At 42.3% G+C, this 21,744-nt stretch carries 15 protein-coding genes, 1 tRNA gene and 1 riboswitch; of the genes, 2 read left to right on the top strand and 14 right to left on the bottom strand.

What is annotated here, in order from left to right:
* Positions 1-27: 27 nt before the first annotated feature.
* On the bottom strand, positions 28-1,212 hold the full coding sequence (locus tag J4N25_RS06080; protein WP_207421249.1) for an ABC transporter substrate-binding protein: 1,185 nt from the start codon (positions 1,210-1,212) through the stop codon (positions 28-30).
* 28 nt (positions 1,213-1,240) lie between these two features.
* Positions 1,241-1,438, bottom strand: a riboswitch (cobalamin riboswitch).
* Positions 1,439-1,510: 72 nt separating this feature from the next.
* Here J4N25_RS06080 and J4N25_RS06075 point away from each other — a divergent pair.
* Positions 1,511-2,314 (top strand): hypothetical protein, encoded by an 804-nt coding sequence (locus tag J4N25_RS06075; RefSeq protein WP_207421248.1) that lies wholly within the window; start codon positions 1,511-1,513, stop codon positions 2,312-2,314.
* A gap of 2 nt (positions 2,315-2,316) precedes the next feature.
* Here the strand turns inward: J4N25_RS06075 and J4N25_RS06070 are convergent, their stop codons facing one another.
* The 7 genes from J4N25_RS06070 to J4N25_RS06040 all read right to left on the bottom strand — a co-directional run bounded on the left by J4N25_RS06070 (position 2,317) and on the right by J4N25_RS06040 (position 14,051).
* Positions 2,317-4,230, bottom strand: a complete 1,914-nt coding sequence (locus J4N25_RS06070; RefSeq protein WP_207421247.1) for a magnesium chelatase subunit D family protein — start codon at positions 4,228-4,230, stop codon at positions 2,317-2,319.
* A 28-nt stretch (positions 4,231-4,258) separates the two neighbouring features.
* Positions 4,259-8,539: a cobaltochelatase subunit CobN gene (locus J4N25_RS06065; protein WP_207421246.1), complete on the bottom strand. Its 4,281-nt coding sequence runs from the start codon at positions 8,537-8,539 to the stop codon at positions 4,259-4,261.
* Positions 8,540-8,755: 216 nt separating this feature from the next.
* The gene (locus J4N25_RS06060; protein WP_207421245.1) at positions 8,756-10,096 is read right to left on the bottom strand and encodes a cobyrinic acid a,c-diamide synthase CobB; all 1,341 of its coding nucleotides are present in this window, start codon (positions 10,094-10,096) and stop codon (positions 8,756-8,758) included.
* On the bottom strand, positions 10,096-10,644 hold the full coding sequence (locus J4N25_RS06055) for an AAA family ATPase (RefSeq protein WP_207421244.1): 549 nt from the start codon (positions 10,642-10,644) through the stop codon (positions 10,096-10,098). Before J4N25_RS06055 ends, J4N25_RS06060 begins: the two co-directional genes overlap by 1 nt.
* The gene (cbiB, locus tag J4N25_RS06050) at positions 10,637-11,578 is read right to left on the bottom strand and encodes an adenosylcobinamide-phosphate synthase CbiB (protein ID WP_207421243.1); all 942 of its coding nucleotides are present in this window, start codon (positions 11,576-11,578) and stop codon (positions 10,637-10,639) included. The genes J4N25_RS06055 and cbiB overlap by 8 nt, the downstream gene beginning before the upstream one ends.
* Positions 11,557-12,576 (bottom strand): pyridoxal phosphate-dependent aminotransferase, encoded by a 1,020-nt coding sequence (locus J4N25_RS06045; RefSeq protein WP_207421242.1) that lies wholly within the window; start codon positions 12,574-12,576, stop codon positions 11,557-11,559. The genes cbiB and J4N25_RS06045 overlap by 22 nt, the downstream gene beginning before the upstream one ends.
* Before the next feature lie 2 nt (positions 12,577-12,578).
* Positions 12,579-14,051 carry a cobyric acid synthase gene (locus tag J4N25_RS06040; protein ID WP_207421241.1) on the bottom strand — a complete coding sequence of 491 codons (1,473 nt, stop codon included), beginning with the start codon at positions 14,049-14,051 and terminating at the stop codon, positions 12,579-12,581.
* A 1,018-nt stretch (positions 14,052-15,069) separates the two neighbouring features.
* Between J4N25_RS06040 and J4N25_RS06035 the strand changes: the two genes are divergently transcribed.
* The gene (locus J4N25_RS06035; protein ID WP_207421240.1) at positions 15,070-15,645 is read left to right on the top strand and encodes a DUF1572 domain-containing protein; all 576 of its coding nucleotides are present in this window, start codon (positions 15,070-15,072) and stop codon (positions 15,643-15,645) included.
* A gap of 82 nt (positions 15,646-15,727) precedes the next feature.
* On the opposite strand, the gene J4N25_RS06030 is transcribed toward J4N25_RS06035, so the two are convergent.
* The 6 genes from J4N25_RS06030 to J4N25_RS06005 all read right to left on the bottom strand — a co-directional run bounded on the left by J4N25_RS06030 (position 15,728) and on the right by J4N25_RS06005 (position 21,712).
* Positions 15,728-17,938 (bottom strand): family 1 glycosylhydrolase, encoded by a 2,211-nt coding sequence (locus J4N25_RS06030; RefSeq protein WP_207421239.1) that lies wholly within the window; start codon positions 17,936-17,938, stop codon positions 15,728-15,730.
* Between the two features lie 299 nt (positions 17,939-18,237).
* Positions 18,238-18,879 carry a LuxR C-terminal-related transcriptional regulator gene (locus tag J4N25_RS06025; protein ID WP_207421238.1) on the bottom strand — a complete coding sequence of 214 codons (642 nt, stop codon included), beginning with the start codon at positions 18,877-18,879 and terminating at the stop codon, positions 18,238-18,240.
* 21 nt (positions 18,880-18,900) lie between these two features.
* A complete protein-coding gene (locus J4N25_RS06020) occupies positions 18,901-19,326 on the bottom strand; it encodes a hypothetical protein (protein ID WP_207421237.1) in 426 nt (141 codons plus the stop codon).
* Entirely contained in the window at positions 19,298-19,510 is a 213-nt protein-coding gene (locus J4N25_RS06015; RefSeq protein ID WP_207421236.1) for a hypothetical protein, read from the bottom strand. The genes J4N25_RS06020 and J4N25_RS06015 overlap by 29 nt, the downstream gene beginning before the upstream one ends.
* 542 nt (positions 19,511-20,052) lie before the next feature.
* A tRNA-Ser gene (locus J4N25_RS06010) sits at positions 20,053-20,137 on the bottom strand.
* 360 nt (positions 20,138-20,497) lie between these two features.
* Positions 20,498-21,712, bottom strand: a complete 1,215-nt coding sequence (locus J4N25_RS06005; protein WP_207421235.1) for a GAF domain-containing sensor histidine kinase — start codon at positions 21,710-21,712, stop codon at positions 20,498-20,500.
* Positions 21,713-21,744 lie beyond the last annotated feature (32 nt).

Below are 21,744 nucleotides of genomic sequence, written 5' to 3'. Positions count from 1 at the left end.
TGGAGGTTTCTCGTGTAATGAGAATGCTTATTGCAATTGTTTGTAATAGAAAAGCTTGTAGTTCGGCAATAATTCCGGATGTAGGATCTTGATGAGATCTGCCAGGATCAAATGAGGGTTAACACCGCCCGACTCCCAATAATCGTTAGAGCCCACATCGTTAATCCGTTTATTATAATTGAACATCTTGCCGGTTTTGAACGGCTTAAAAGCTGTAAAACGTTCATCTTTTGCAATAACGTCTAGTTTGGAGTTAACGTAACCAATATTCAACCAATAGTCGGCCTTTAGTGCTACGGGAGCTACTGCTTCAAATGTTAAGGGTAAACTGCCTGTCCCTTTTTGCTTCGACCAGTGATAAGAGGCGCCGGCGTCGTGGAAAAGCTTTGTGTTATAGCTATCAGCATCAGGAACATTCCAGGTACCCTTAAAGGGCATTCCTGTAATTACCAGAGGTCTTGTTTTAGCCTTTTTGGCAACCTGTACAAGTCTCGCGTACTCTTTCTCAACCTTTTCGAACTTTTGGTTAACCATAGCTTCGTTATTGGTCAAGGCCGCAACCAGCTTCACCCACTCCATTCGTCCCAGGGGATTAGTCTCGAGCCATTCATTCATCGCGAGAACAGGGACCTTAGCGTTAACCAAAGTTTGGTACTTACTGAAACGGGCCGAAGGATTACCCATTACCATCAGCACGTCAGGACGCATTGAAATGATCAGCTCCTGGTTCAGCTCTCCATCCAGTCCCACTTCTTTGACCTTTCCGGCTTTAATGTTCTTCCTGACGAGGGGCGAGGAAACATATTTAAAATTACCCTGGCCCGAGATCAGGTTTGCCGCTCCCGCAAATTCTGTCAGCGCAATGTGCATAGAAGACATGGTGATCAGACTTTTAACTGGGGTGCGAATGACCTGGGTGTTTGAAAAGCCTTTTGGAACAGCGGCCTTACGGTCCAGCAACAGGTATCGAAGGGTATCGGTCTGGTCGTTGTAGTAATTAAGAATGCTTAGCACCTTGTAATTTCCTCGATAGCTTATAGCAAAGCCCCTGGCATACTTAATGGTGCTTTTAGCTGTCGCTTTTCCTGTCTGCGCAAATAAGGACAAAGGAGATAGTAAAACTATAAATGCTCCTGTTTTTAGTGCCTGGATTGCGCCTTTCAGAAAAATCCCTTCTCTGATTGACTTGAACTGAGTTTTGATTTCTAGCATATTTCTCTGCCTTTCTTCCGAAAGCATTAATGAGTAATTATTAAAGGCAGGTCTTCTGACTTTCCCCGAACTCTGCGCCTTCCCGTCGTACATTTGGTTGTTTCAACAGTGGCATTTTGCAGGTTCTTTTATGAGGTTACAGCAGCGGAGACTGTTCCGGATTTTCACCGGTATTCCCTATTAAAGCGTTCTATGCAGAACTGCTACCTTTTGCGCTGCAAATGTAGGGTAATTTATCGGATTAAATAATATTAAAAACCTTCATAAGCAGAAACTCATAAACGAAAGATGAAAGCAAATGAAGTTCTTCTTGGCCATTGAAAAACAATGGACTAACTTGCCGACGCTATTCTTAGCTGGAATTGACTTGCGTTACACCACGCGCTACCCTATAGAAATGAGTATATTAAATATCAGCAGGCCTCTTCTGGCAGGCGTTCTTCATTCCTTTGAGCCAGACCACGTTACGGCCGTTTCTGTGCTTGCTGCTGAAAATGCTGCAAGTAAAAAAAGACTGTCCTGGAGAGTTATGCTTCGTGCTTCGCAATGGGCATTAGGGCATTCTGTAACTTTGCTGCTTTTTGGCGGCATTGCGCTGATCTTTAAGTCTTCCTTACACTTTTTTGTGAGTGATATTTCTCAATGGGCTCAGATTTGTATTGGTCCGATTATGATCCTCCTTGGGATTCAAGCTATAAAGCGAAATAAGAGGATAGATGTTATGATGGCGCGGTATCAACAGAAAACCCTGCATCTAAACCAAAACACTGATCACCTGCAGCCAACTCATGTGCAGGAAAAAACAGCAGGTCCCTTCAACCGCTCCTTCTGGGTTGGCATGCTTCATGGCCTTGCAGGAACAGGTGGGGTTTTAACTTCTGCTTTAGTGATCAGTGCTTCTACAATGCAGGAATCGATCATGGTCCTGGTGATAGAATCCATAGGAATAATTATCACGATGGGAATATACAGCTATGCTCTGATTTCAACCATGAGCCGCTTTCTACAGAAGAATATGATTCTTTTTAAGTGGATGAACGGAATTGCCGGTATCGCATCCGCCGCTTTAGGCTGTTACTTTATATACGAGCTTTTCCTTTAATCTTAAAGAACCTTCTTTACCACTGGAGTTAGCTGATCTGAATCAATATCGGCCAGCGAGATATACTCTAATCCAAGAGCCTGAGCCATTTGCTGTGCTTTACCAAGTTGCAAATAGTCGACATCTGTATTAATTACCAGCCCAGGGATTTCCTCGCTTTTTATGCTTGCTGCGATATTCAGAGTTTCCTCCCATGGATCACCGCCAGCTACGGGTACATTCGCTTTTCCATCACTTAAAATAACAAGGATCGGTTTTAATCCTTCTGTGGCACCTGCCATTCGTGCCAGTTGAAAAGCCGTTTGCAAAGCATGGGGGAGAGGTGTTCTGCCCCCTGTTGGTAGTCTATTTAAGGCTACTTCAGCAAGTTCAACACTTCGGGTAGGTTGCAATAATACTTTCGCCTCTATTCCCCTGAAGGCAATAACGGTCACTTCATCCCGTCTTTGGTAAGCGTCTTTCAATAGGTTCAAAACGGTGCCCTTCACCGCCTCCATCCGTTTATTTGCAGCCATTGAGCCTGATGCATCAACAACAAAGAGGATTAAATTCCCTGTTTTCCCATTTCGTACCTTTTGTTGAATATCTTCCTTGCGGAGCTCGAAGTTTTCCGGATCGCGTTGAATGGCATGATAGACAGAAGAGTCGATCGCAATATCCCTTAATGTTCCCAGGCTTTCAGCTCTTGTATATTTTCCTTTTTTTGCACGGTCTACAAGCGATCTCTTGCCTTCCTGAAGCTCATCCAGCTTGGTGTTGATCTTCAATTCGATGTGCGGAACTGAATGGGGCTGATTTGCGGCAAAAGTTTTTTCGGAAATAGGGTTATCATCCCGCGCCGGATTCGAATTTACAGGTCCCTCTGGTTCATTATCAAATGATTGTTCGTCTTCCTCGCCCTTATCGGGTTTGGATTGCGACTTGCTGATCATATCATCCAGCTTATCTTTGTTAAAGCCTGGGTCTGAAAAAGGTTTTTGGTGACTTCTATGCGCCAGTACCAATTCTGCAGCTTCGCGTATGTCTTCGGCTGTTACTTCAGGCCGTCCCTCCAATGCAGCTATCGTTTGCGCTGTTTTATACATTACAATATCTGCTCTTAGGCTTTTTACTCCCATTCCCATTGAAAGTTCACTGATGAGCGTTAACAGATCGTCCCCCAGCTGTACTTGCGGTAGTAATTCCTTTGCAGTAATAAGTTGACTGCGTAACGTTTCTTGTTCTTCCCTCCACCTTGCAATAAAGCTTGCAGGGTCGCTTTCATAGGCAACCCGACGGCGAACAACTTCCGTCCGTTCCTCAATGCTTGCAGGGGCTTCCACATCAACCATTAACCCAAAACGGTCAAGCAATTGCGGACGTAAATTCCCTTCTTCAATGTTCATGGTTCCGATGAGGGTGAAACGGGATGGGTGACTAACTGATAAGCCTTCGCGTTCGATGGTATTTACACCCATAGCAGCAGCATCAAGCAATACATCCACTAAATGGTCCGAAAGGAGGTTAACCTCGTCGATATACAAAATCCCCTGATGGGCCGATGCAAGTAGGCCGGGTTGAAGTTTCTTTTTCTTTTCAATTAGAATGCCTTCGAGGTCTAACTGTCCTAAAACCCGTTCCTCTGATGCTCCTAATGGTAGGTTGACAAAGGGGACTTGTACCAATTCAAGCTCTTTTTCTATTTGCATGCAGGCTTCACAGATGCTTAAAGGAGCATGATCGGGACAATTAAACCTGCAGCCAACCGTTCTGGAAATAGGAGGAACTATCTTGGCCAGAGCCCTGGCGGCTGTACTTTTAGCCGTACCTTTATCACCTCTTATTAAAACTCCTCCGATTGAAGGATTTATTGCACATAATAAAAGTGCCTTCTTTAATTTCTCCTGCCCTACAATTGCCGTAAAAGGATATATCATTTGCCTGATTGCTGTTTTTTTGAATGATTTATGCTTCGTTTTTGACTTCAAGCATATTTTCGCTTTGAAGATAAATATCCTGTAACGATTTCAGAGTATCAGGATCAGGCACCTCCCACATTTTCCGCTGTGCCGCTTCCAATAACCGTTCTGCTATAGCATTCAAAGCCCATGGGTTATTCTGTTCAAAAAAGGCCTGCATATCTTTATCCAACGCGTAGGTCTCCGCAACTTTTTCGTACATCCAATCGTCTGCCACCTGAGCTGTAGCATCATAGCCGAAAAGATAATCAACCGTTGCCGTAAGTTCCAAACCTCCCTTGTATCCGTGTTTTTTAATGCTCTCCAGCCATTTAGGATTAACAACCCTCGACCGGAAAACCCGTAGGGCCTCTTCCTTCAAATCTCTTACAATTGCTCGTGATGGGTCCTGACTATCTCCAAAATAAGCTCTCGGGCGATGACCGGTCAGGCTCCTGATCGATGCGATCATTCCACCATGAAATTGCAGATAATCGTCACTGTCAAAAATATCATGCTCCCGGTTGTCCTGATTGTGGAGAGCTACCTCAACACGCGATAATACTTGCTTAAATTCATTCCTTGCGTCAACTCCACTTACAGACGATGAATAAGCATATCCGCCCCAGTTAATATAGGTTTGAGCAAAATCAGCATCCGACTGCCAGTTCCGTTCCTGGATAAGTGGTAGGATGCCTGCTCCGTAACTTCCCGGCGGCGAACCAAAGATCCGGTAAGATGCTCGTTGTTCAGCTTCTTCAGGACTTATCTCTTCCTGCTGCAGTTCTTCAAGATCTTTCAGGTAATGTTTCCTCACGAAGTTCTGATCCAAGGGCTCATCAAGACTTATGACAAGCTGAACTGCCTGATCAATAAGTTCTATTAAATGAGGAAATGCATCCCGGAAGAAACCGCTTATCCGGGTAGTAACGTCTATCCTTGGACGTTTTAATTCTTCAAGCGATATCACCTCTAAACTCGTTACCCTTCGGCTTTCGTTCTGCCACACCGGTCGAACTCCAAAGAGAGCCAGGATCTCTGCTACATCATCCCCCTGAGTACGCATTGCACTTGTCCCCCAAACGCTTATCCCCACATTTTCCGGATAGCGTCCGGTTTCCCTAAGATGCCTGTCCAGCACCTCACGTGCAAGCTGTTGGCCAACTTCCCATGCGGTTTGAGAAGGAAGGGCTCTGGGATCAGAGGTATAAAAGTTTTTTCCCGTAGGAAGAATATGGGCCATCCCCCTTGTAGGAGCACCGCTGGGTCCTGCAGGTATATAGCCGCCAGACAGGGCATGTAAAAGGTTGTTGATCTCATCATAAGTTTGGTCAAGGTTAGGAAGGATCTTATCACAAATATATCCAAGGGTAGCATAAATCCCTTCAAAGCTTTGCGGCTTATGGTTGCCAAAGGTCTCTTTCAAGGTGCTTTCAATAGAATCTTTTCTAAATCCCTGTTTTTGCAATAAAAGCAGAAGATGCTTTCCTAATTCATCTATAACTTCAAGTGCGTCAGCTGCAGAAGATAACGGTCGCCCTGCCACTTCGCTAAACTTTTCTGTTATATTATCCAGACGCTTCCCTTTGTCTGACTGCAAGGCATGAAAGTCAAGGTCAAATAGGGCTGCTATTGAAGCTGGCAGACTTCCAACGCCGAGATTTGGTAATCGCGTTAATGCCTGAAGCATGTCTACCAGAGCTTCACCCTGCGGCATTTCTCCCAAAATATGAAGTCCGCTTCGTATCTGCGCTGCGCCCAGTTCACATAAATAACCATCTATATCTTCAATCAAATGCGAAACGTCCTTCCCCTCCATCTCGGCGAGGCTCACAGGCACGCCTTCAGGGGTAAGTTCATCGTCCCATTCATGAACGTGGTCACCATGATCCTTACGTAGCAAAAGTGCAAGGTCCTTATCCAGATTTGCTTTCTGGATCAGTTCCCAGATCTGCCTTTGCAGAAGCGGTAATTTTGTAGGATCAAGGGTCTCCACCTGATAATATTCGTCCACCAGTTGAGTGAGCTGAGCAAGTTCTCCGTACGTGTCTGCTGTTGTCATGGGCGGGGTCAGGTGATCAATGACAACAGCATGTGCCCTGCGCTTTGCCTGTGAACCTTCTCCCGGGTCATTAATAATAAATGGATAGAACAATGGAAGATCGGCAAGAAATGCATCGGGAAAGCAGTTTTCGGAAAGTCCGATACCTTTTCCGGGCAGCCATTCCAAAGTACCATGTTTACCAACATGTACAATGGCGTCAGCTCCCCAGCCATCCCTTAACCAGCGATAAAAAGCATGGTAGTGATGCGTAGGAGGGAGGTCGGGTTGGTGATAGATGGCATCAGCGTCCATGCCATATCCCCTTGGCGGCTGAAGTGCAACAAGAGCGTTCCCATAGTTAATCCCGGCAAAGCAAATCGCATTTTCATGCACATAGGTCTCTCCAGGAGGAGGGCCCCACTGCTTTTGCATCTTTGTACGCAACTGCTCAGGTAAATCCAGGAACCATTGCTTATATCTATCTGCACTGACTTTTCCAACCGCATTTTCCAATTGCACTGCAGAAAGATAATTCTCATCGTAAGAACAGCGGTTGATCAGCTCGTGAATAATGTCTGTTCCTGTTTCCGGAAGTTCTCCAATATCGTAACCTTCCGCTTGCATCGCCTGCAGGATAGCTAGGAGGGAGGCGGGAGCATCGAGACCAACAGCATTCCCGATCTGGGAAGCTTTAGTGCTTGAGTTGGTGAATATAAAAGCAATTTTTTTCTCAGAATTCTTTAAATGCCTCAAGCGCGCAAATCGATAGGCAATACCAGCAACACGATCGATCCGGTCCTCCTGTGCTTCGTAGCCTTTCGTCTCCCTCTCTCTTTCTTTAAATGAAATGGGGACTGTTATAATCCTCCCGTCGAATTCCGGAATGGCCACATTCATTGCAGTATCAAGCGGATTGAGACCTCGGGTCGAGTTTTCCCATGAGCCTTTTGTCATGCCACTGCTAATAGCCTGCAAGATGGGCACGTCTAGCTGGATTAGGGGGCTTTCTGCATTACTTCCATACTGCTCAGAATCTTGCATCGCAAAGGAGACCGTGTTAATAAGTATATCTATTGCTGTTTCCCCATTCCACTTAAAGAAGTTAAAAGCGGAAGGCCAGCTGCTACCCTTGTTTGTAGCTTTGAGGGAAGAAGTAAAGACGGGTAATACATTCATTCCCTTTTCTTCCAGACTTTCTACAAGCTTATCAATGAAGGCAGTATTTCCACTTAAGTAATGAGCGCGGTAGAAGGTAATTCCAGCAGTAGGTAGAATAGGATTATAGATCTTTTCCCAATCCTCTAGAGTTGCATTCTCCGGCAGTGTCGGATGATAGATCCCGTGGTCTGGCAGGTCCAAAGGTGCTTCATATCCAAATCCTGTTAGTAATAGGTGGTCTGAAAGGAAATGAAGCAGGTTAACCAGGTTGATATGTCCGCTAGCTTGCAGGTACAATAAGGTGTCCTGAAGGATTGCAGGCGAAACAGTAGATATTGCTGCAAATTCAGGATTTAATTCACCCGTTCCACTAACAACTATCAATTGTTGATTTCTTTCATTTGCCCGTTTCACTAGTTCATTAAAACCTGGAACACTACTTGGCCGACCCAGGATTCTAAGGATAATGATCTGTGCAACTGCCAGTTCTCTATCCAGAAGCTGTGCCATGTGTGATTCCGTTTTTACAGCCTGCAAATTAATTCCCAGTGTTTTGGGAAAGTTTTCAGGCAAAACCTGTAAGGCACGGTTTAAAGTAAGAAGATCGGTGTCGGCATGGGTCAGGAATACTATTCCTTCTGAAGGGTCAGGCGATTCTCCTGCAAGTGTGTGGCTTTCAGATCCTTTCCAGGTATAAAATTGGAAAACGTATTCGTTCAGCTCTGCCGGAGGAACCAGGAAAGCGTCTGCCTCTACCATGCTTTGTATGTAATCGAAAATAGCCGTCACCTGCCACTCGCTGTTGATCGAGTGAAACCAAACAGAATTCCCATCAAAAAGCAGGGTTGCTACATTAGCCAGCGTACAGGGACCAAGACAACCTCCCTTGGTAAGGTGTACAATATTCCTAAGTTTTCGTTTCAGCCATTGATTCTTATAATGGTCTACCGGAACCGCCGCATAACCACGATCGGTTCTCCCGCAACAACAGGCATTATAGCAATAGGATAAATGGCCCCTTCGTTGCACCAGGTTTATAGACTTACCATCTGGACGGGTAATTCGTTGTCGCTTTATTTCTCTCATTACGGATTTGTCAGCAGCCAGCTCTTACAAGCTGTTCAATTACAGTTGAGAGCAAAGGTATTAAGATTTACGATTGACGAATTACGATTGACGAAGTGCCAGTGGGATTTACGAATTACGATTGACGAATTACGATTTACGATTTACGAAGAACAGTAATTTACGAAGAATGATTTAAGAAGTACAAGAAAGGATTTGTGAATTACAACCTAGCTATTACGAGCCATTAGAAAGTCCAAAAAGGCCTTTCAGGAAGCTAGGATCTTCAGCCCAGTAAAAATGGATATAGGATGCGATCGTTGATTGTATTTTAAAGATCTTTGTATCAACTTCTGCACCTTTTGCATTCATAATCTTGCATTCGAGCGCAGTAACCTCCTCTGATTTACTGCAACTGGAATAATGAAATTCGTGCCCTTTTATATGCAGACCTTCCATAACCATTTCCCTGTAACCTAAATGTAATTTAGGTACGACCATCGACGTTGACAGGGGCAGGAAGCCTACCATAGGAAAACTTTCACCCGCCTGATCCATGATTGATTCTCCCAGGTACATCATTCCTCCACACTCAGCTAGTGTTCTTCCTCCTGCTCCACAGTAGGTCCTCACGGCCAATAGCATTTCCAGGTTCTGACTCAATTGTTCCAGAAAAAGCTCAGGATAACCTCCAGCCAGGTATAGCAGATCGCATTCCGGTAAGCGTTTATCATGCAGAGGACTGAAGAAAACAACTTCTCCCACTTCCTTGAAGGCTTCTAGATTCTCTTGATAGGTAAAACTGAAAGCTTCATCTTTTGCTACAGCAATCCGGATCCTTTCTGGGCGACCCGGAGATGGCTCCGTCCGTTTTTGTAAAGCAGGTACAGGTTTAGATGTTAATTCAAGCAAACGCGGGATATCGACAGTTTTTTGTAGAGCATCAGCAATACGGCTACAGATGGCTTCTATATTAACCTGCGTGTCGATGCTCAAACCTAAATGTCTCGACGGGATTTCAATATTCTCCTGAGGGGTAAGATATCCTAATGCTTCAACACCTGCATCCGTACAGGCATCGACAAGAAAACTATAGTGAGAACTTGTTTTAACGCGGTTAAAAATAACCCCAGCTAAATGAATGTCTTTACAAAAGTTTTTAAAACCGTAGATCAGGGCAGCTGCAGAATAAGCCATTGCCCTGGCATCAACCACTAAAATTACTGGAATATTCAGCATTGAAGCTATTTCAGCTCCGCTTCCTTTCATTTTATAGGCTCCATCAAACAAACCCATTACTCCCTCAATAACAGCTGTATCGGCCTCGTTCGTGTACTTTGCGTAGAGGCTTTTTGCATGAGCCGACGAGGCCATAAAGGTATCTATATTAATAGAAGCAAAACCACTTGCTCGTCTGTGAAGAATGGGATCAATATAATCAGGACCACATTTAAAAGCTTGTACTTTTAATCCCTGGTTTGAAAGAGCTTTAAGCAGTCCTAAAGTAAGGGTGGTTTTACCTGAATTACTGGATGGTGCAGCTATTAAAAACTGGGGGATGAGGCGGTTTTGCTCCATTATTTTGTTGTTGAAACGAGATTCTCAATATGTGCCACTACAAATTCCGCTCGTTCTTTGGTACTGGCTCTCGGGAGCTCGATCAATTCGAAGCCAAGCTCTTCATATGTCTCTTTAATTGATTCGTACAGCCTGCCTGCCTCCTCAAATGTTTGCCAGCGTTCACTGTCATTCACATAAATGCTTTCCCAGGGGGCAAGTATAAATACCTTTGATTGATACTGACATTTGAATAATGCCTGATAGTATTTCGCGTCAGGATCAATTGATGCAGCTTTGAGATACGCAATAATATCAGGTATGCCGCGATCAAAGAAAGTAACCGTATTATCGGGTGCAGCAAAGTAAAGTTCACGCATACGCTCTAACGCTTTTTCGGCAAATGCACTCAAGTCTATCCAAGGAAGACAATTAGAACCTTTGTTTACTTCTTCTATGATCAGTTGCCTGGAGGCCTCTTCAGATACCGAATATCCCAGCTCCTGTAGTTCAGTCAGTAAACTGGTTTTTCCCGCTCCCGGCCCACCGGTTATAATATATTTAGGCATGTAAAGCAAAACTTAAAACTACTATCAGAATAATCATTAGTAAGGTGCTGGTATGATTGATCCTTGCAGCTATGTCAAAATCATCGTGACTTATCTCTCTGTTATTTGCGCCAATAAAAGGCTTATCCACCAAAATACCATGGTAGACGTTTGGTCCACCAAAACGTATATCGAGTATACCAGCCAATGCCGCTTCTGGATAGCCAGAATTGGGACTTTTATGCTTCCGGCCATATTTATAAACGAATTGAAGTGCACGTATACTTAAACCCGATGTAGCCATTAACATAGCAGTAAGCCGTGCTGGAATAAGATTCGCAACGTCGTCAAGCCTGGCTGCAAATTTTCCAAATTTCTCATATCGTTCGTTTCTGTATCCAAGCATCGAATCCAGCGTGTTAATCATTTTATAGGTCATTAACCCCGGGATTCCTGCAACCGCGAAGTAGAACAGCGGGGCAATAACACCATCGCTGAGGTTTTCAGATACTGTCTCGAGAACAGCAGTCCTTATTTGCTGCGGATTTAACCTCCCGGTATCGCGACCAACAATGCGCGATAACTGTTTTCTTCCGGCTTCCAGTCCCTCAAATTCCAGTACATTGAACACCTTTCGTCCTTCCTGAATTAATCCTTTATTAGCTAGTCCATAGAAAACAGAAATACTTGCGCTGATAAAATAAGCGATAGGATGTACCTGCAATAATAGTTTTTGGAGGAAGTAAAAGAAGAGAAAGCAAAATGTACATAGGGTTATTGATAGAATACTCCCTTTGATCAACCTTCCCCTGCCAGTGTTCAGGAGTTTTTCTCCCAGTGATATAGCATTTCCATAAACCCTTACCGGATGAGGAAGGGATTCAGGATCGCCAAAAATAAGATCAAGTAGATAGCCTGCAAAAAGGGAGACAATTAACAGCCGGAACTCATCCATTCTTTCATAGCCTTGATTAAAAGTTCATTTTTATCTGCTTCTAATGTTGCCAGCCGGAAATGTTCTTCTCCTAAAGTTTTGAAATTACTGGCATCACGAATAAGAATGCCAAAATTATCAATTAAAAAACGTTTTAGATCAGCGGCACTAAATTTTGGTGTTTCAGCAATAAAGAAATGGGTACTACTTTCGTAAACCTTTATCCCTGTGGTCCTCAGCTGGCCAGAGAATCGTTCCTTCTCTTCAAGTAATTGATGTAATGGAATTTGAATAGACTCATAATTGTCGAAGATAAACCTCCCAGCTTCTATTGCCAGGGTATTTACAGACCAGGGATACTTTAATGATTTTAGTTTCTTTATAATCTCTTTTGATGCAACAATATAGCCTAAACGAAGCCCTGGTATAGCATAGGCTTTGGTTAATGATCGAAGTATTATAAGATTTTCAAACTGACCTACAAAGGTGATAAGCGAATTTATCGCCAGGGTAAATTCAATGAAAGCTTCGTCAATCACAAAAAGGACATTGGGGTTTGCTCTTATTACGGTTTCCAGGCCCCCAAATGTGTATCCGGTAGGGTTATTGGGATTACAAATAAAGATGATTTCAGCGTTGGGTTTCAGGTCATCTTTCAGCTCATCCCACCTAAGGAAACTGATCTCGTGTTCGTACAACTTGCAGGCATCTTCGTATTCGGCAAATGCGGGAACTGTAATTGTTGTTCTTCTTTCCTTGAAAGCCTGGGCTACCAAATAAATACTTTCTGTACTCCCATTATTGATTAGGAACAGATCAGAAGGAAGCTCATGATGTTTACTTAGTTTTTCAATTAAACCTTCAGCTACCACTTCCGGATACTTGTTGATTCCCCGCCATTTTGAGAATAGATGTTCTTTTAAACCAGCAGGTTCTCCACCATACCACACGTTAGTGCTAAAGTCAGCCAGAATTTGCTTTTGGTATAGATATCCGTCGTCGCCGTGCCCGTGCAGCATACTTAACTCTCCATAGTTTGATAAATATAATCCAAATCTACATGCTGTCGGATCAAATCCGCTAGACGGTTATATTGCTGATCTTTAAATTCTTTGTAGTCAATTATATTTTCTAAATTGGTATAAGGTTTTAACAAGTGATTGATGATATCCCCATTGTCAAGGATACCGTGCATGTAGGTCCCCCAGCAGCGCTCGTTAAGAAAATACCCGTCATGCCGGCCATCTCTATAAAAGTTTACAGGACTTTCAATTTCGGCACTTGTTTCTCCCATATGGATCTCATACCCTAAACACTCAGTGTCGAGATTGCGAAACCTGAAAGAGGATTGCTTAGTTATTTTTTCCTCCCGTAGGATAGTTTTCACAGGGAGGATCCCAAGTCCGGATGTTGAGCCAATGCTGCTTTCCACCTGGTAAGGGTCATCTATTAATTCTCCAAGCATCTGGTAGCCTCCACATATTCCAACTACTGTTTTCCCGTTCTTAAATGCCAGTGTCACAGCCTGTGCTACTCCGTTATTTTTAATCGCTATAGTATCCTCAATAGTGTTTTTACTTCCCGGCAGGATAACAATATCAGCTTTGGCTATTTCTTCAGGCTCTTTCGTGTAGTAGACACGAACTCTTGGATCATTTTCAAGGCGACTGAAATCTGTAAAATTAGAAAGGCGGTTTAAAAGAATAATTGCGACGTTTACCTTGTCGGCAGAGGCCATATTTAGCTTCTGCTTCAGAGATACTGAGTCTTCCTCCTCTATCACAATATCCTTAAAATAGGGAAGTACGCCGACAACAGGCACACCACAAAGCTTTTCAATCATAGCCCTGCCTTCATCAAAAAGCGAGCTATCACCCCTGAATTTATTGATGATAATTCCTTTTATCAACGCTCTTTCCTCAGGCTCAAGTAAGGCCATAGTCCCATACAAGCTCGCAAATACGCCACCCCGTTCTATGTCCGTAACCAGGAACGTTGCAGCATTAGCCTCCCTGGCCATTCTAAGGTTTGTAATATCCCTATGTTTTAAATTTAATTCTGAGATACTCCCTGCACCTTCCAAGACAATAGGCGAGTATTTAGATGCAAGACGGTTGAAAGAAACACATACCTCCTGAAAAAGCTTTTCACGTCCTTCTGCCTTAAAGTAGTCCCGGGCCGACATATTTCCAACCGGTTTTCCTTGAAGCACTACCTGAGAACTTGAATCAGAAGTTGGTTTGAGCAGAACAGGATTCATGTCCGTATGACAAGGGATGCCTGCAGCTTCGGCCTGTACCGCCTGTGCCCGTCCAATCTCAAAACCTTCGGGAGTAGCAAAACTGTTAAGGGACATATTTTGTGCCTTGAAAGGGGCAGGAGAAAAGCCATCCTGTTTAAAGATCCTGCAGAAGCCCGCCGTGATCACACTTTTGCCTACGTCGGAAGAAGTACCAACAAACATGATGGGTTTTAAAACAACTTTTTTTTCCATTTAAAGCTTCAGCTTTGCCGAAGCAAAAATAAAGATTTGAGAGCCGGTATCATTGAAACGTACTGTATTAAATTCTCACGATGCTCGAAATGTAACAGCTGCAACATTTCAAAAGGATGGAAAATGTTCTCTTGATCCGCGTATTTATACTTGGTTTTGGGGTCTTTAAAGTGCTCTTGTACAGTCGTTAAAGTGAAAAAAGGTTTTGATACCCATCAACCTAGCTCTCCTCTAGATTCTTTTGTTTTACCAAAAACTAATTTAAATTCATTTCAAATTCAACCTTTAGTTAATCTAAAGCCACATCTGCTTCGTACTTTCAGCTTTATTTTCTGCTGTGAAGCCTATTTTAGATATACATACAGTTCGAGAGGGAGATCTCCTGTATTATGGAGAAAGCCTATTTGTTGTTTCATCCCTTGACTATAGCGGGAATATTATTTACATAAAGTTTGAAGACGGCCAGGTGTTGCCCAAGAGGATAACTGATTGGGAAAACTGCACGTTTTATAGAGTAGGTCCTTCCGTTTCATGAAAAGAACTCTCTCTTTTTAATCCATCCAGATAGCTTTCAATAGTAATGCGAAATAGCATTACTCTGACAATACGCTCTACTTTTGATAGGATATATCCTTATATTTGTATCAAATTGTGATAAGGTTTAGGTTGCCCTGCTGCTCTCATAGCTACAGGGCTTTTTTGTTCCATTTTACATCTCGTTCAGCAGCAAATAAAAATACTGGTCCCGACAAATTCCTGGAATATTTGGATTTATATTGGTATCGCTAAGGACTCTCTTTCCTTATTGGTATATTAGGGATTTCCGCACTGATACCAGTATCTGCTATTCCAAAGTAGTTTATCTCTTAATAGTATTGATCACGAAAAATATCCCTTTCCTCTTACGAATTGAGCTTTAGGATGTTCAACTGTAACCGGTTCGTGTTTATTTAAAAAAGGTTCTTTAAATTTATCACTGAGGTAACAAAAAATGATTGAACCTAAATAATGAAATAAAATGAATAGCGGATATCTTGAAAGTGTTATAAAACAGTTTGAATATTATAAAATGTTGGGGGAGAAGACTATTTCTCAAATACCCGAAGAGAAGCTCTTTTGGCAGTACAATGAAGAAAGTAACAGCATTGCCACCATTGTAAAGCACTTATGGGGAAATATGTTAAGTCGCTGGACCGATTTCCTTACAAGCGACGGGGAGAAAGAATGGCGCGACCGGGATGCCGAATTTGTCCTCGATATCTTAGATAAAGATGAGATGATGGCGAAGTGGAATGAGGGATGGAGGGTGTTTCTTGACGCTTTATGCTCCCTTACTGATGAAGATCTTACACAAATAATTTACATTAGAAATCAGGGACATACCGTATTGGAAGCAATTAACCGCCAACTTGCTCATTATTCATATCATGTTGGTCAAATCGTTTTTATCGGGAAAATGTGTGCAGAACAATGGAGTTCACTTTCAATCCCTAAAGGACAATCGACAGGCTACAATGCCAATAAGTTCTCCAATCCCCGGGAAAGACAGCACTTTACAGATGAATATTTAGAAGCTAAAAAAAGGGAAATTTGACCATGATTGCTTAATAAAAAGCCAGCCTGGAACGCGGATATCCAGACTGGCTTTATTCAACAGAAAACAATGCTAAGATCTTTTAACCAGCTTTTCTGGTTGCAGAGTAGTTATTATTTTCAATAGCTTCAAAATACCTTCCCAAAGCATTTTCCAAGGTTGGAAGTTCAACTCCTTTTTCACTTTTCAGAATGCTGTTAGTTGGCCGCTTTGCCTTCTTTTGCATTCTCAGTATTGGTAATGCTTCGATATATGAATCATCATAACCAGCTAAAACAGCTAGTTTTCTCGCGAACTCATACCAGGATATCGACCCGCTATTAGCCACATGTAATATGCCGTTAGTGTTATCGAGCAGAATATTTAGACTTTCGTCAACCAGATCAGGCACATAAGTAGGGGAGATGAATACGTCTTTAGCTGCCTGTACTTTCTTTTGGTCTTTCAGATCCCTCAAGGTTGTAGCTGCGAAATTGTAATCATCCCAAGGCCCGAAGAAACTGCTCGTTCTAATAATAAGCGCTTCCGGATTTATTGCCAGAATCCTGGCTTCTGCTTTTGCCTTACTTTTACCATAGATATTTAATGGACTGACTGCGTCACTTTCGCTATAGGGAGCAGCTTTCTTTCCATCAAATACCATATCCGAAGAAAAAGTTAAAAGCTTTATACCCAAAGTGGCACAAGTCTCGGCAAGGATCACTGCACCTTTGAAGTTGGCATTGTAACAAGAAGTCCTTTCGTCCTCAGCTTCATCAACTTTTACATATCCAGCTGTATTAATAATAGCCCATGGATTTAGCTCTCTTATAACTCGCTCTACCTCGACTCTTCTAGTAATGTCTAATTCTGTTCTGCTTAAGGATTTGTAATGGATGTGCCTGTCTTCACAAGTACGACCGAAGGCTTTCCCCAAGGTCCCATTCTTACCAATAATCAATACTGGTCTGCAGGTTTTAACAGGATTTTTTGATGATAATTGAGCGATATGCTTTTTGTTATATGTTATTCTGTCGTCTCTTTTCCACCAGCCAAGACCCTCCAACACCGGGTGCTCCGATTTATTGTTCGTACAAAGTTCTTGAATATAAGATGCTAGTGCTGTAGGGCGAGGAGTACCAGATCGCAGGCTAAATACTCCGGGCTCATAAAGCCCTCCGGGTTTGGTGCAAAGTGAGTTCCAGCCAGTAAGGCCGAAGATAGCCCAGGCAGTTATAGCCCTTATATCGACACCCTCGGTTTTAAGTTGATTAAGCGTCTTCCACATTTCATTAAACCAGCGCATTTGGTCTTCCCGGGGACTATGTAGATGGCATTCTGTTATGGCTAAGGGTAGCCCTAGTCTTTCCCATGCTTCCTTCAGCAATACATTAGCCCCGGTTTCCTCTTCCAGATCAACCAGAACTGTATGAACATCTGCGTAAGTATGAGTTCCATTTCCTCCGTAAAAATGCTCTGGATACTTTTTAAGATCCTCATCCAGATAACGTTCGGAGGTTAGGTAGTAATTAAATCCGCAAATATGAGGTGGGCAGTTGTTTTCCAGAAAATAGGTCAATTCATCTTCCTGTATGCCTGCCTTAAGCATATACTGCCACATTACTTTATCCGGAGTTAGTCTGCCGCAAAGCAGCTCATAAGACAACCACCTTCTTTCATTTTCCAGGTCGGCTTGGTATTGCAGCAATGGTGTGCTGTGGCACCTCCCAAGGTCTTCTGTCTGGATGAGCTTGGCATTTGGGATAACATCCCTGATGGCTTGCATAGCCATAACTGTGGCTTTGCATTCACTCAGGAGCACTTTGAAAAAGTCGAAATCTGTTTTCCCATGAGGATACCAAAATCCGTATAACCCGCAAAACCTGGCTGTGGTTAGAGGTTCATTAACGGGCGTGAAATATTCAAGCCATGGGAATTGCTCTGCAACTTTCTTAGCATATTTAGCAAGACCTTCTTCGAAGCTACCATCATAGAAATTTACGAACTCAGGGCCACTGCCGTGGTGAACAAGGCCTGCTATGGGCGTAATTCCGTGGTCTTTTAACCGGTTTAAACGCTCGGACGCAAAGTTCCAGTTAATCTTTGCACCCTTGGTCCTCTCATGTTTTTCCCATAAGACTGGGTAGCGTAGGGTTTTAATCCCAAGTGATGCAACAAGATCTAAATCTGATAGCCTGTCATAATGCCCTGAATATTCAAGCTGATCAAAATAATTATTGTTTACCCTGTTAATAGTACATTCTATCCCTCCCCATACCTCAACGTGGCTATTACTATTATTAATTTCGAGCATACTACTAATTTAAGTTAGACATGGCAGCAGGCTTTGTGTGCCTCCCGCTTAATTAAGTTCAGTCGTGGTAGAACAAAACTTTGTCCACTAGCGCTTCAAACCTCGAAAAGGGGTATATTACACGGTTATAAAGGTATTTTTATCATTAAGTCGATTTTTTACAAGGTCTATTTAGACAACAATACACCCCGTCATTTTTAAATTGAACTCTTGGTTTTGCAAACTTTGAAAAAGTGTGCTTTATTTCTCTTGTTGGCAGAGGTGAATCTTATATAGCAACGCTAATGGTTTAATTAACTTTACGCGGCCTCGATCAGTCCGCTTTTATATGCCACCTTGATCATTTGTGCAGAGTTCTTTACCCCCAATTTACGGCTAAGGCTAAGTCGGTGCCCTTCCACAGTTCTGCGGCTCGTAAATAATTTGTCGGCAATTTCATAATTAGTGTATCCCTCCGCAATTAAAGACAGTACTTCCAATTCACGACTTGTTAAGTTTACAGTAGCTTCGCTCGTTGAATTTATTATTGAATTCTGCCTCAGAAATTTAAAGCCGAGAGCAGAACAGATATACATTCGTCCTTTCAATACTTCATTTATTGCCAAATTAAGTTCTTCAGCGCTGCATCCCTTTAAAAGATAGGCCTTTACGCCTGTTTCAAATACTTTCTTTACCGTACTTTGTTGATCGTTAGACGTTACTGCTATTATTTGAAGTTCAGGGTGCCGGTAATTTAGCTTCCTTAACTTCAAAAATTCGTCTTCCTGGCCAAGGTCGCTGTCGATGACAACAATACCCGATGTTCCTGTTTCCGCTAATGCAAGTATCTGCTCTAGTGTAGAGACTTCCTTGATCATGCCCAGGTTGTTGTTTGTTTCTAATAAGGCTCTTATGCAGTCTCTCTCCGTTTCGTTTGCAAAAGATATAATAATGTTTTTCATGGTATTGATGATGTTTTTTGTTTATTCAGGTAGATACACTTCAAGTTTACTTTGCCTGCAGAACCTTTGGTACCAGGTTAAAGCTGGTTCAAAATCCGACCAGCAAGATATACGGCATCCCAGGTCTTCAAATAGGAATAGGCAATCATCGCTTACTGCATAGATCATAGCTACGGTTTTTACCGGTACTATTTTTTCTTTAATCCTCGAGATCTTTACTCGAATATTTCCTTTAAGGTCGCACAGGAAGTCGACATTGGGTAGATGTTTGTACGTTAAAACGAAAAAGGTTTCTCTTGCTTCCATAATTCTTCTGATTCTCTTGTTCACATAGCAATTGGGTTCACCGAGCGATTTTAACTTGTATGTCTTGTTAATCAAGCTCTCCGATGCTGGCCGAAGAGATTTAGTTTCCTTCTTACCCATCACATGTTTCTTGTTTTTCATTTGGCGTGTCGAAGGTCATGAAATATAAAGTGCCGTAGAAGAGGGTAAATACGTTCTTTTGACGCTGATATACCTGATTTCGGAACTTTGAATTTCTATTTAAGCTATTGATAACAAAAGAGTTTTCCTCACTAATCAGGGCGATTGGGTGGGTAATCAGACAGAGAATAGGTTTCTTGTTCATAAGGTAGCTCATTCTAAAGCCTTAACCCTTAGTGGTATTTTCTGTTTCCGAGAATAAATAAAAGAGTAGTTAACTGGTATGAAGTAGGTATTTTTACGGGGATGGAGAAATATATGTTTCTTTAAGGGATGTGGAATAAAATAGACATGGTTCTTCTTAGCGGAGAGTGAGGATTAACTTTGTTGATCCCTTTAGGGGGTGGCTTCAAATCAATTGCTGGTCGCTCCGCTCCTTGTCATTTTTTCTGATGTTTAATTGTTTTTTATAGGCCAGAAAGAACCCGCAAATTACTTTCATTCCATTTCTCGAGGTTCCTTAGTGCGGGGGTTTTGTTTATCTGCTCGCCCGAGTAAACTCGGCGCCCCGTAAATAAAAAATGCCACCCTTCGGGCAGCATTTGATTTGGCGGAGAGTGAGGGATTTCTCACTCGCGCAATCCCTGGCTATACCCGTTCGAGAGATAGTTCGAACCCCAGGCCAGCCCTTCTGGTTCGAATCCCTCCTAACGCACGAAAGGCATCCCATAAGGATGCCTTTCTTCGCGGAGAGTGAGGGATTCGAACCCCCGGACCTGTTACAGTCAACAGTTTTCAAGACTGCCGCAATCGACCACTCTGCCAACTCTCCGGGGGCAAAAGTACAAAAAAGGCAATCACCTCCAAATTGAAAAATGCTTTTCTGGCTTATTTAAGCCCTGTTTTAAGCTAATCGCTTTAAAATCAATGTTAAAATTTTTTAAACTTATCACTTCATTGCTGTATTTTGCTTCAGCTTTTGATTTAAGTCCATCAGTTGAAGCTCAGAATAAGTAGGTTGGGGGGAAGAGATATATTGCTACTGTCCTGGTCAAAAGGATTAATTCAATGGATAAGATCAGACAGAAGAAGGATTATGGAACGATCTTTCGATCTCATTAATTTAGGTTCAGTGTATTTTCTGGAAATATTTCAACTTCCCCGCAGGAGAAGTTGAAATCAATGTATTTTGTTATTTCTGAGGCTGCGGTAATCGTATCTCAAAAATTGTTTCTTTTCCAGGTTCGGAGCTTATATTAAGAATTCCATCAAGGGTTTCTACTAAATGTTTTACAAGCGTTAATCCAAACCCAAATCCTTTTTCTCCCTCTGTACCCTTTGTAGTATTTCCCTGGCCTTTCAAAACTGAATCAATCGCCTCCTGACTTAAGCCGATTCCAGAGTCTCTAACTTGTATGATAAGATCATTAGAATGAGTTCCGATTTTAAGCTTTAGATCAACAATAACACTACCTCGTTCTGGTGTAAATTTGATGGCATTTGAGATTAAGTTTCCTACAATTTGAAGCAGTTTGTTTTTCGAAAAAGGAATAACTTCTGTATCTGCAGCGGTGTGAACTTCGAACTTAATGTTCTTGTTCATTGCTTGAGGGGTATATAATTGCAAAAGCTTCTCTTTCAATACCAGCTGATTGTACTCATCAGATTTAAGTGTCGGAGCTCTTTCTAGTTTTTTCTCAGTGGTAAGAATTTCGTTCGCAAGCTCCAAGATTGATGTACTACTTTTATTAATAAGCGTAATAAACTCCAGCACTTCTTCAATTTTATTACTGTCGCCCTGCTCTGCAATTATTTCTGTCAATCCAATTATTCCCGCTAAAGGACCTCTTACATCGTGTACAATCCTTTTTTTAGTTTCATTAGCCTCTTTCAAAGTATTTTGAATCTGACTTATAGCTTTAAACGCTTTTAGTCTGTTCACTACTTCGTCAGCAATAATATTCAACATCTCCGTTTTTTCTGGAGAAAGCTCCTTCGTTTCTTTGTCCATTACACACAGGGCACCAATATTAATTCCGGCTTTGGTTCTCAAAGGTATGCCGTAATAATATTTTAGATGCGGATCTCCAGCCACGTAGAATTTATCCTTAAAGCGTTCGTCGGCAGTCAGGTCTGATACTTCAAACTTATCTGTTTCCACAATGGTGTATTGGCAAACCGATTCTTCACGAGCCATCTGATCGATAGTAATGCCATGACTAGAAATAGTCCATTGAGTATAGGTGTCAATAAGATTTACCAATGAAATTTCTGAGCCTGCAATTTTAGCTGCTAATCTGGCTAAGTTTTCAAACGAGTCCTGTAGATTCGTATAATCCAAGTCAAACTCAGATAGGTTGATAATTCGTTCGAATTCGTTTGCAGGCAGCGGATATTTAATCGTCATAGTTTAGCCAATAATAATTTTATAAATATACA

The organism is Desertivirga brevis, assembly GCF_017355835.1.
Note: the sequence above shows the minus strand (reverse complement) of the source record. Positions and strands in the feature narration are given on the sequence as shown.

Excerpts from the sequence above, each read along its gene's own strand:
- J4N25_RS06080 (WP_207421249.1), bottom strand. The coding sequence starts at position 1,212 with ATGCTAGAAATCAAAACTCAGTTCAAGTCAATCAGAGAAGGGATTTTT.
- cbiB (WP_207421243.1), bottom strand. The coding sequence starts at position 11,578 with ATGGATGAGTTCCGGCTGTTAATTGTCTCCCTTTTTGCAGGCTATCTA.
- J4N25_RS06005 (WP_207421235.1), bottom strand. The coding sequence starts at position 21,712 with ATGACGATTAAATATCCGCTGCCTGCAAACGAATTCGAACGAATTATC.
- J4N25_RS06045 (WP_207421242.1), bottom strand. The coding sequence starts at position 12,576 with ATGCTGCACGGGCACGGCGACGACGGATATCTATACCAAAAGCAAATT.
- J4N25_RS06020 (WP_207421237.1), bottom strand. The coding sequence starts at position 19,326 with ATGAAAAACAAGAAACATGTGATGGGTAAGAAGGAAACTAAATCTCTT.
- J4N25_RS06040 (WP_207421241.1), bottom strand. The coding sequence starts at position 14,051 with ATGGAAAAAAAAGTTGTTTTAAAACCCATCATGTTTGTTGGTACTTCT.
- J4N25_RS06035 (WP_207421240.1), top strand. The coding sequence starts at position 15,070 with ATGAATAGCGGATATCTTGAAAGTGTTATAAAACAGTTTGAATATTAT.
- J4N25_RS06030 (WP_207421239.1), bottom strand. The coding sequence starts at position 17,938 with ATGCTCGAAATTAATAATAGTAATAGCCACGTTGAGGTATGGGGAGGG.
- J4N25_RS06060 (WP_207421245.1), bottom strand. The coding sequence starts at position 10,096 with ATGGAGCAAAACCGCCTCATCCCCCAGTTTTTAATAGCTGCACCATCC.
- J4N25_RS06015 (WP_207421236.1), bottom strand. The coding sequence starts at position 19,510 with ATGAACAAGAAACCTATTCTCTGTCTGATTACCCACCCAATCGCCCTG.
- J4N25_RS06025 (WP_207421238.1), bottom strand. The coding sequence starts at position 18,879 with ATGAAAAACATTATTATATCTTTTGCAAACGAAACGGAGAGAGACTGC.
- J4N25_RS06065 (WP_207421246.1), bottom strand. The coding sequence starts at position 8,539 with ATGAGAGAAATAAAGCGACAACGAATTACCCGTCCAGATGGTAAGTCT.
- J4N25_RS06055 (WP_207421244.1), bottom strand. The coding sequence starts at position 10,644 with ATGCCTAAATATATTATAACCGGTGGGCCGGGAGCGGGAAAAACCAGT.
- J4N25_RS06070 (WP_207421247.1), bottom strand. The coding sequence starts at position 4,230 with ATGATATATCCTTTTACGGCAATTGTAGGGCAGGAGAAATTAAAGAAG.
- J4N25_RS06075 (WP_207421248.1), top strand. The coding sequence starts at position 1,511 with ATGAAGTTCTTCTTGGCCATTGAAAAACAATGGACTAACTTGCCGACG.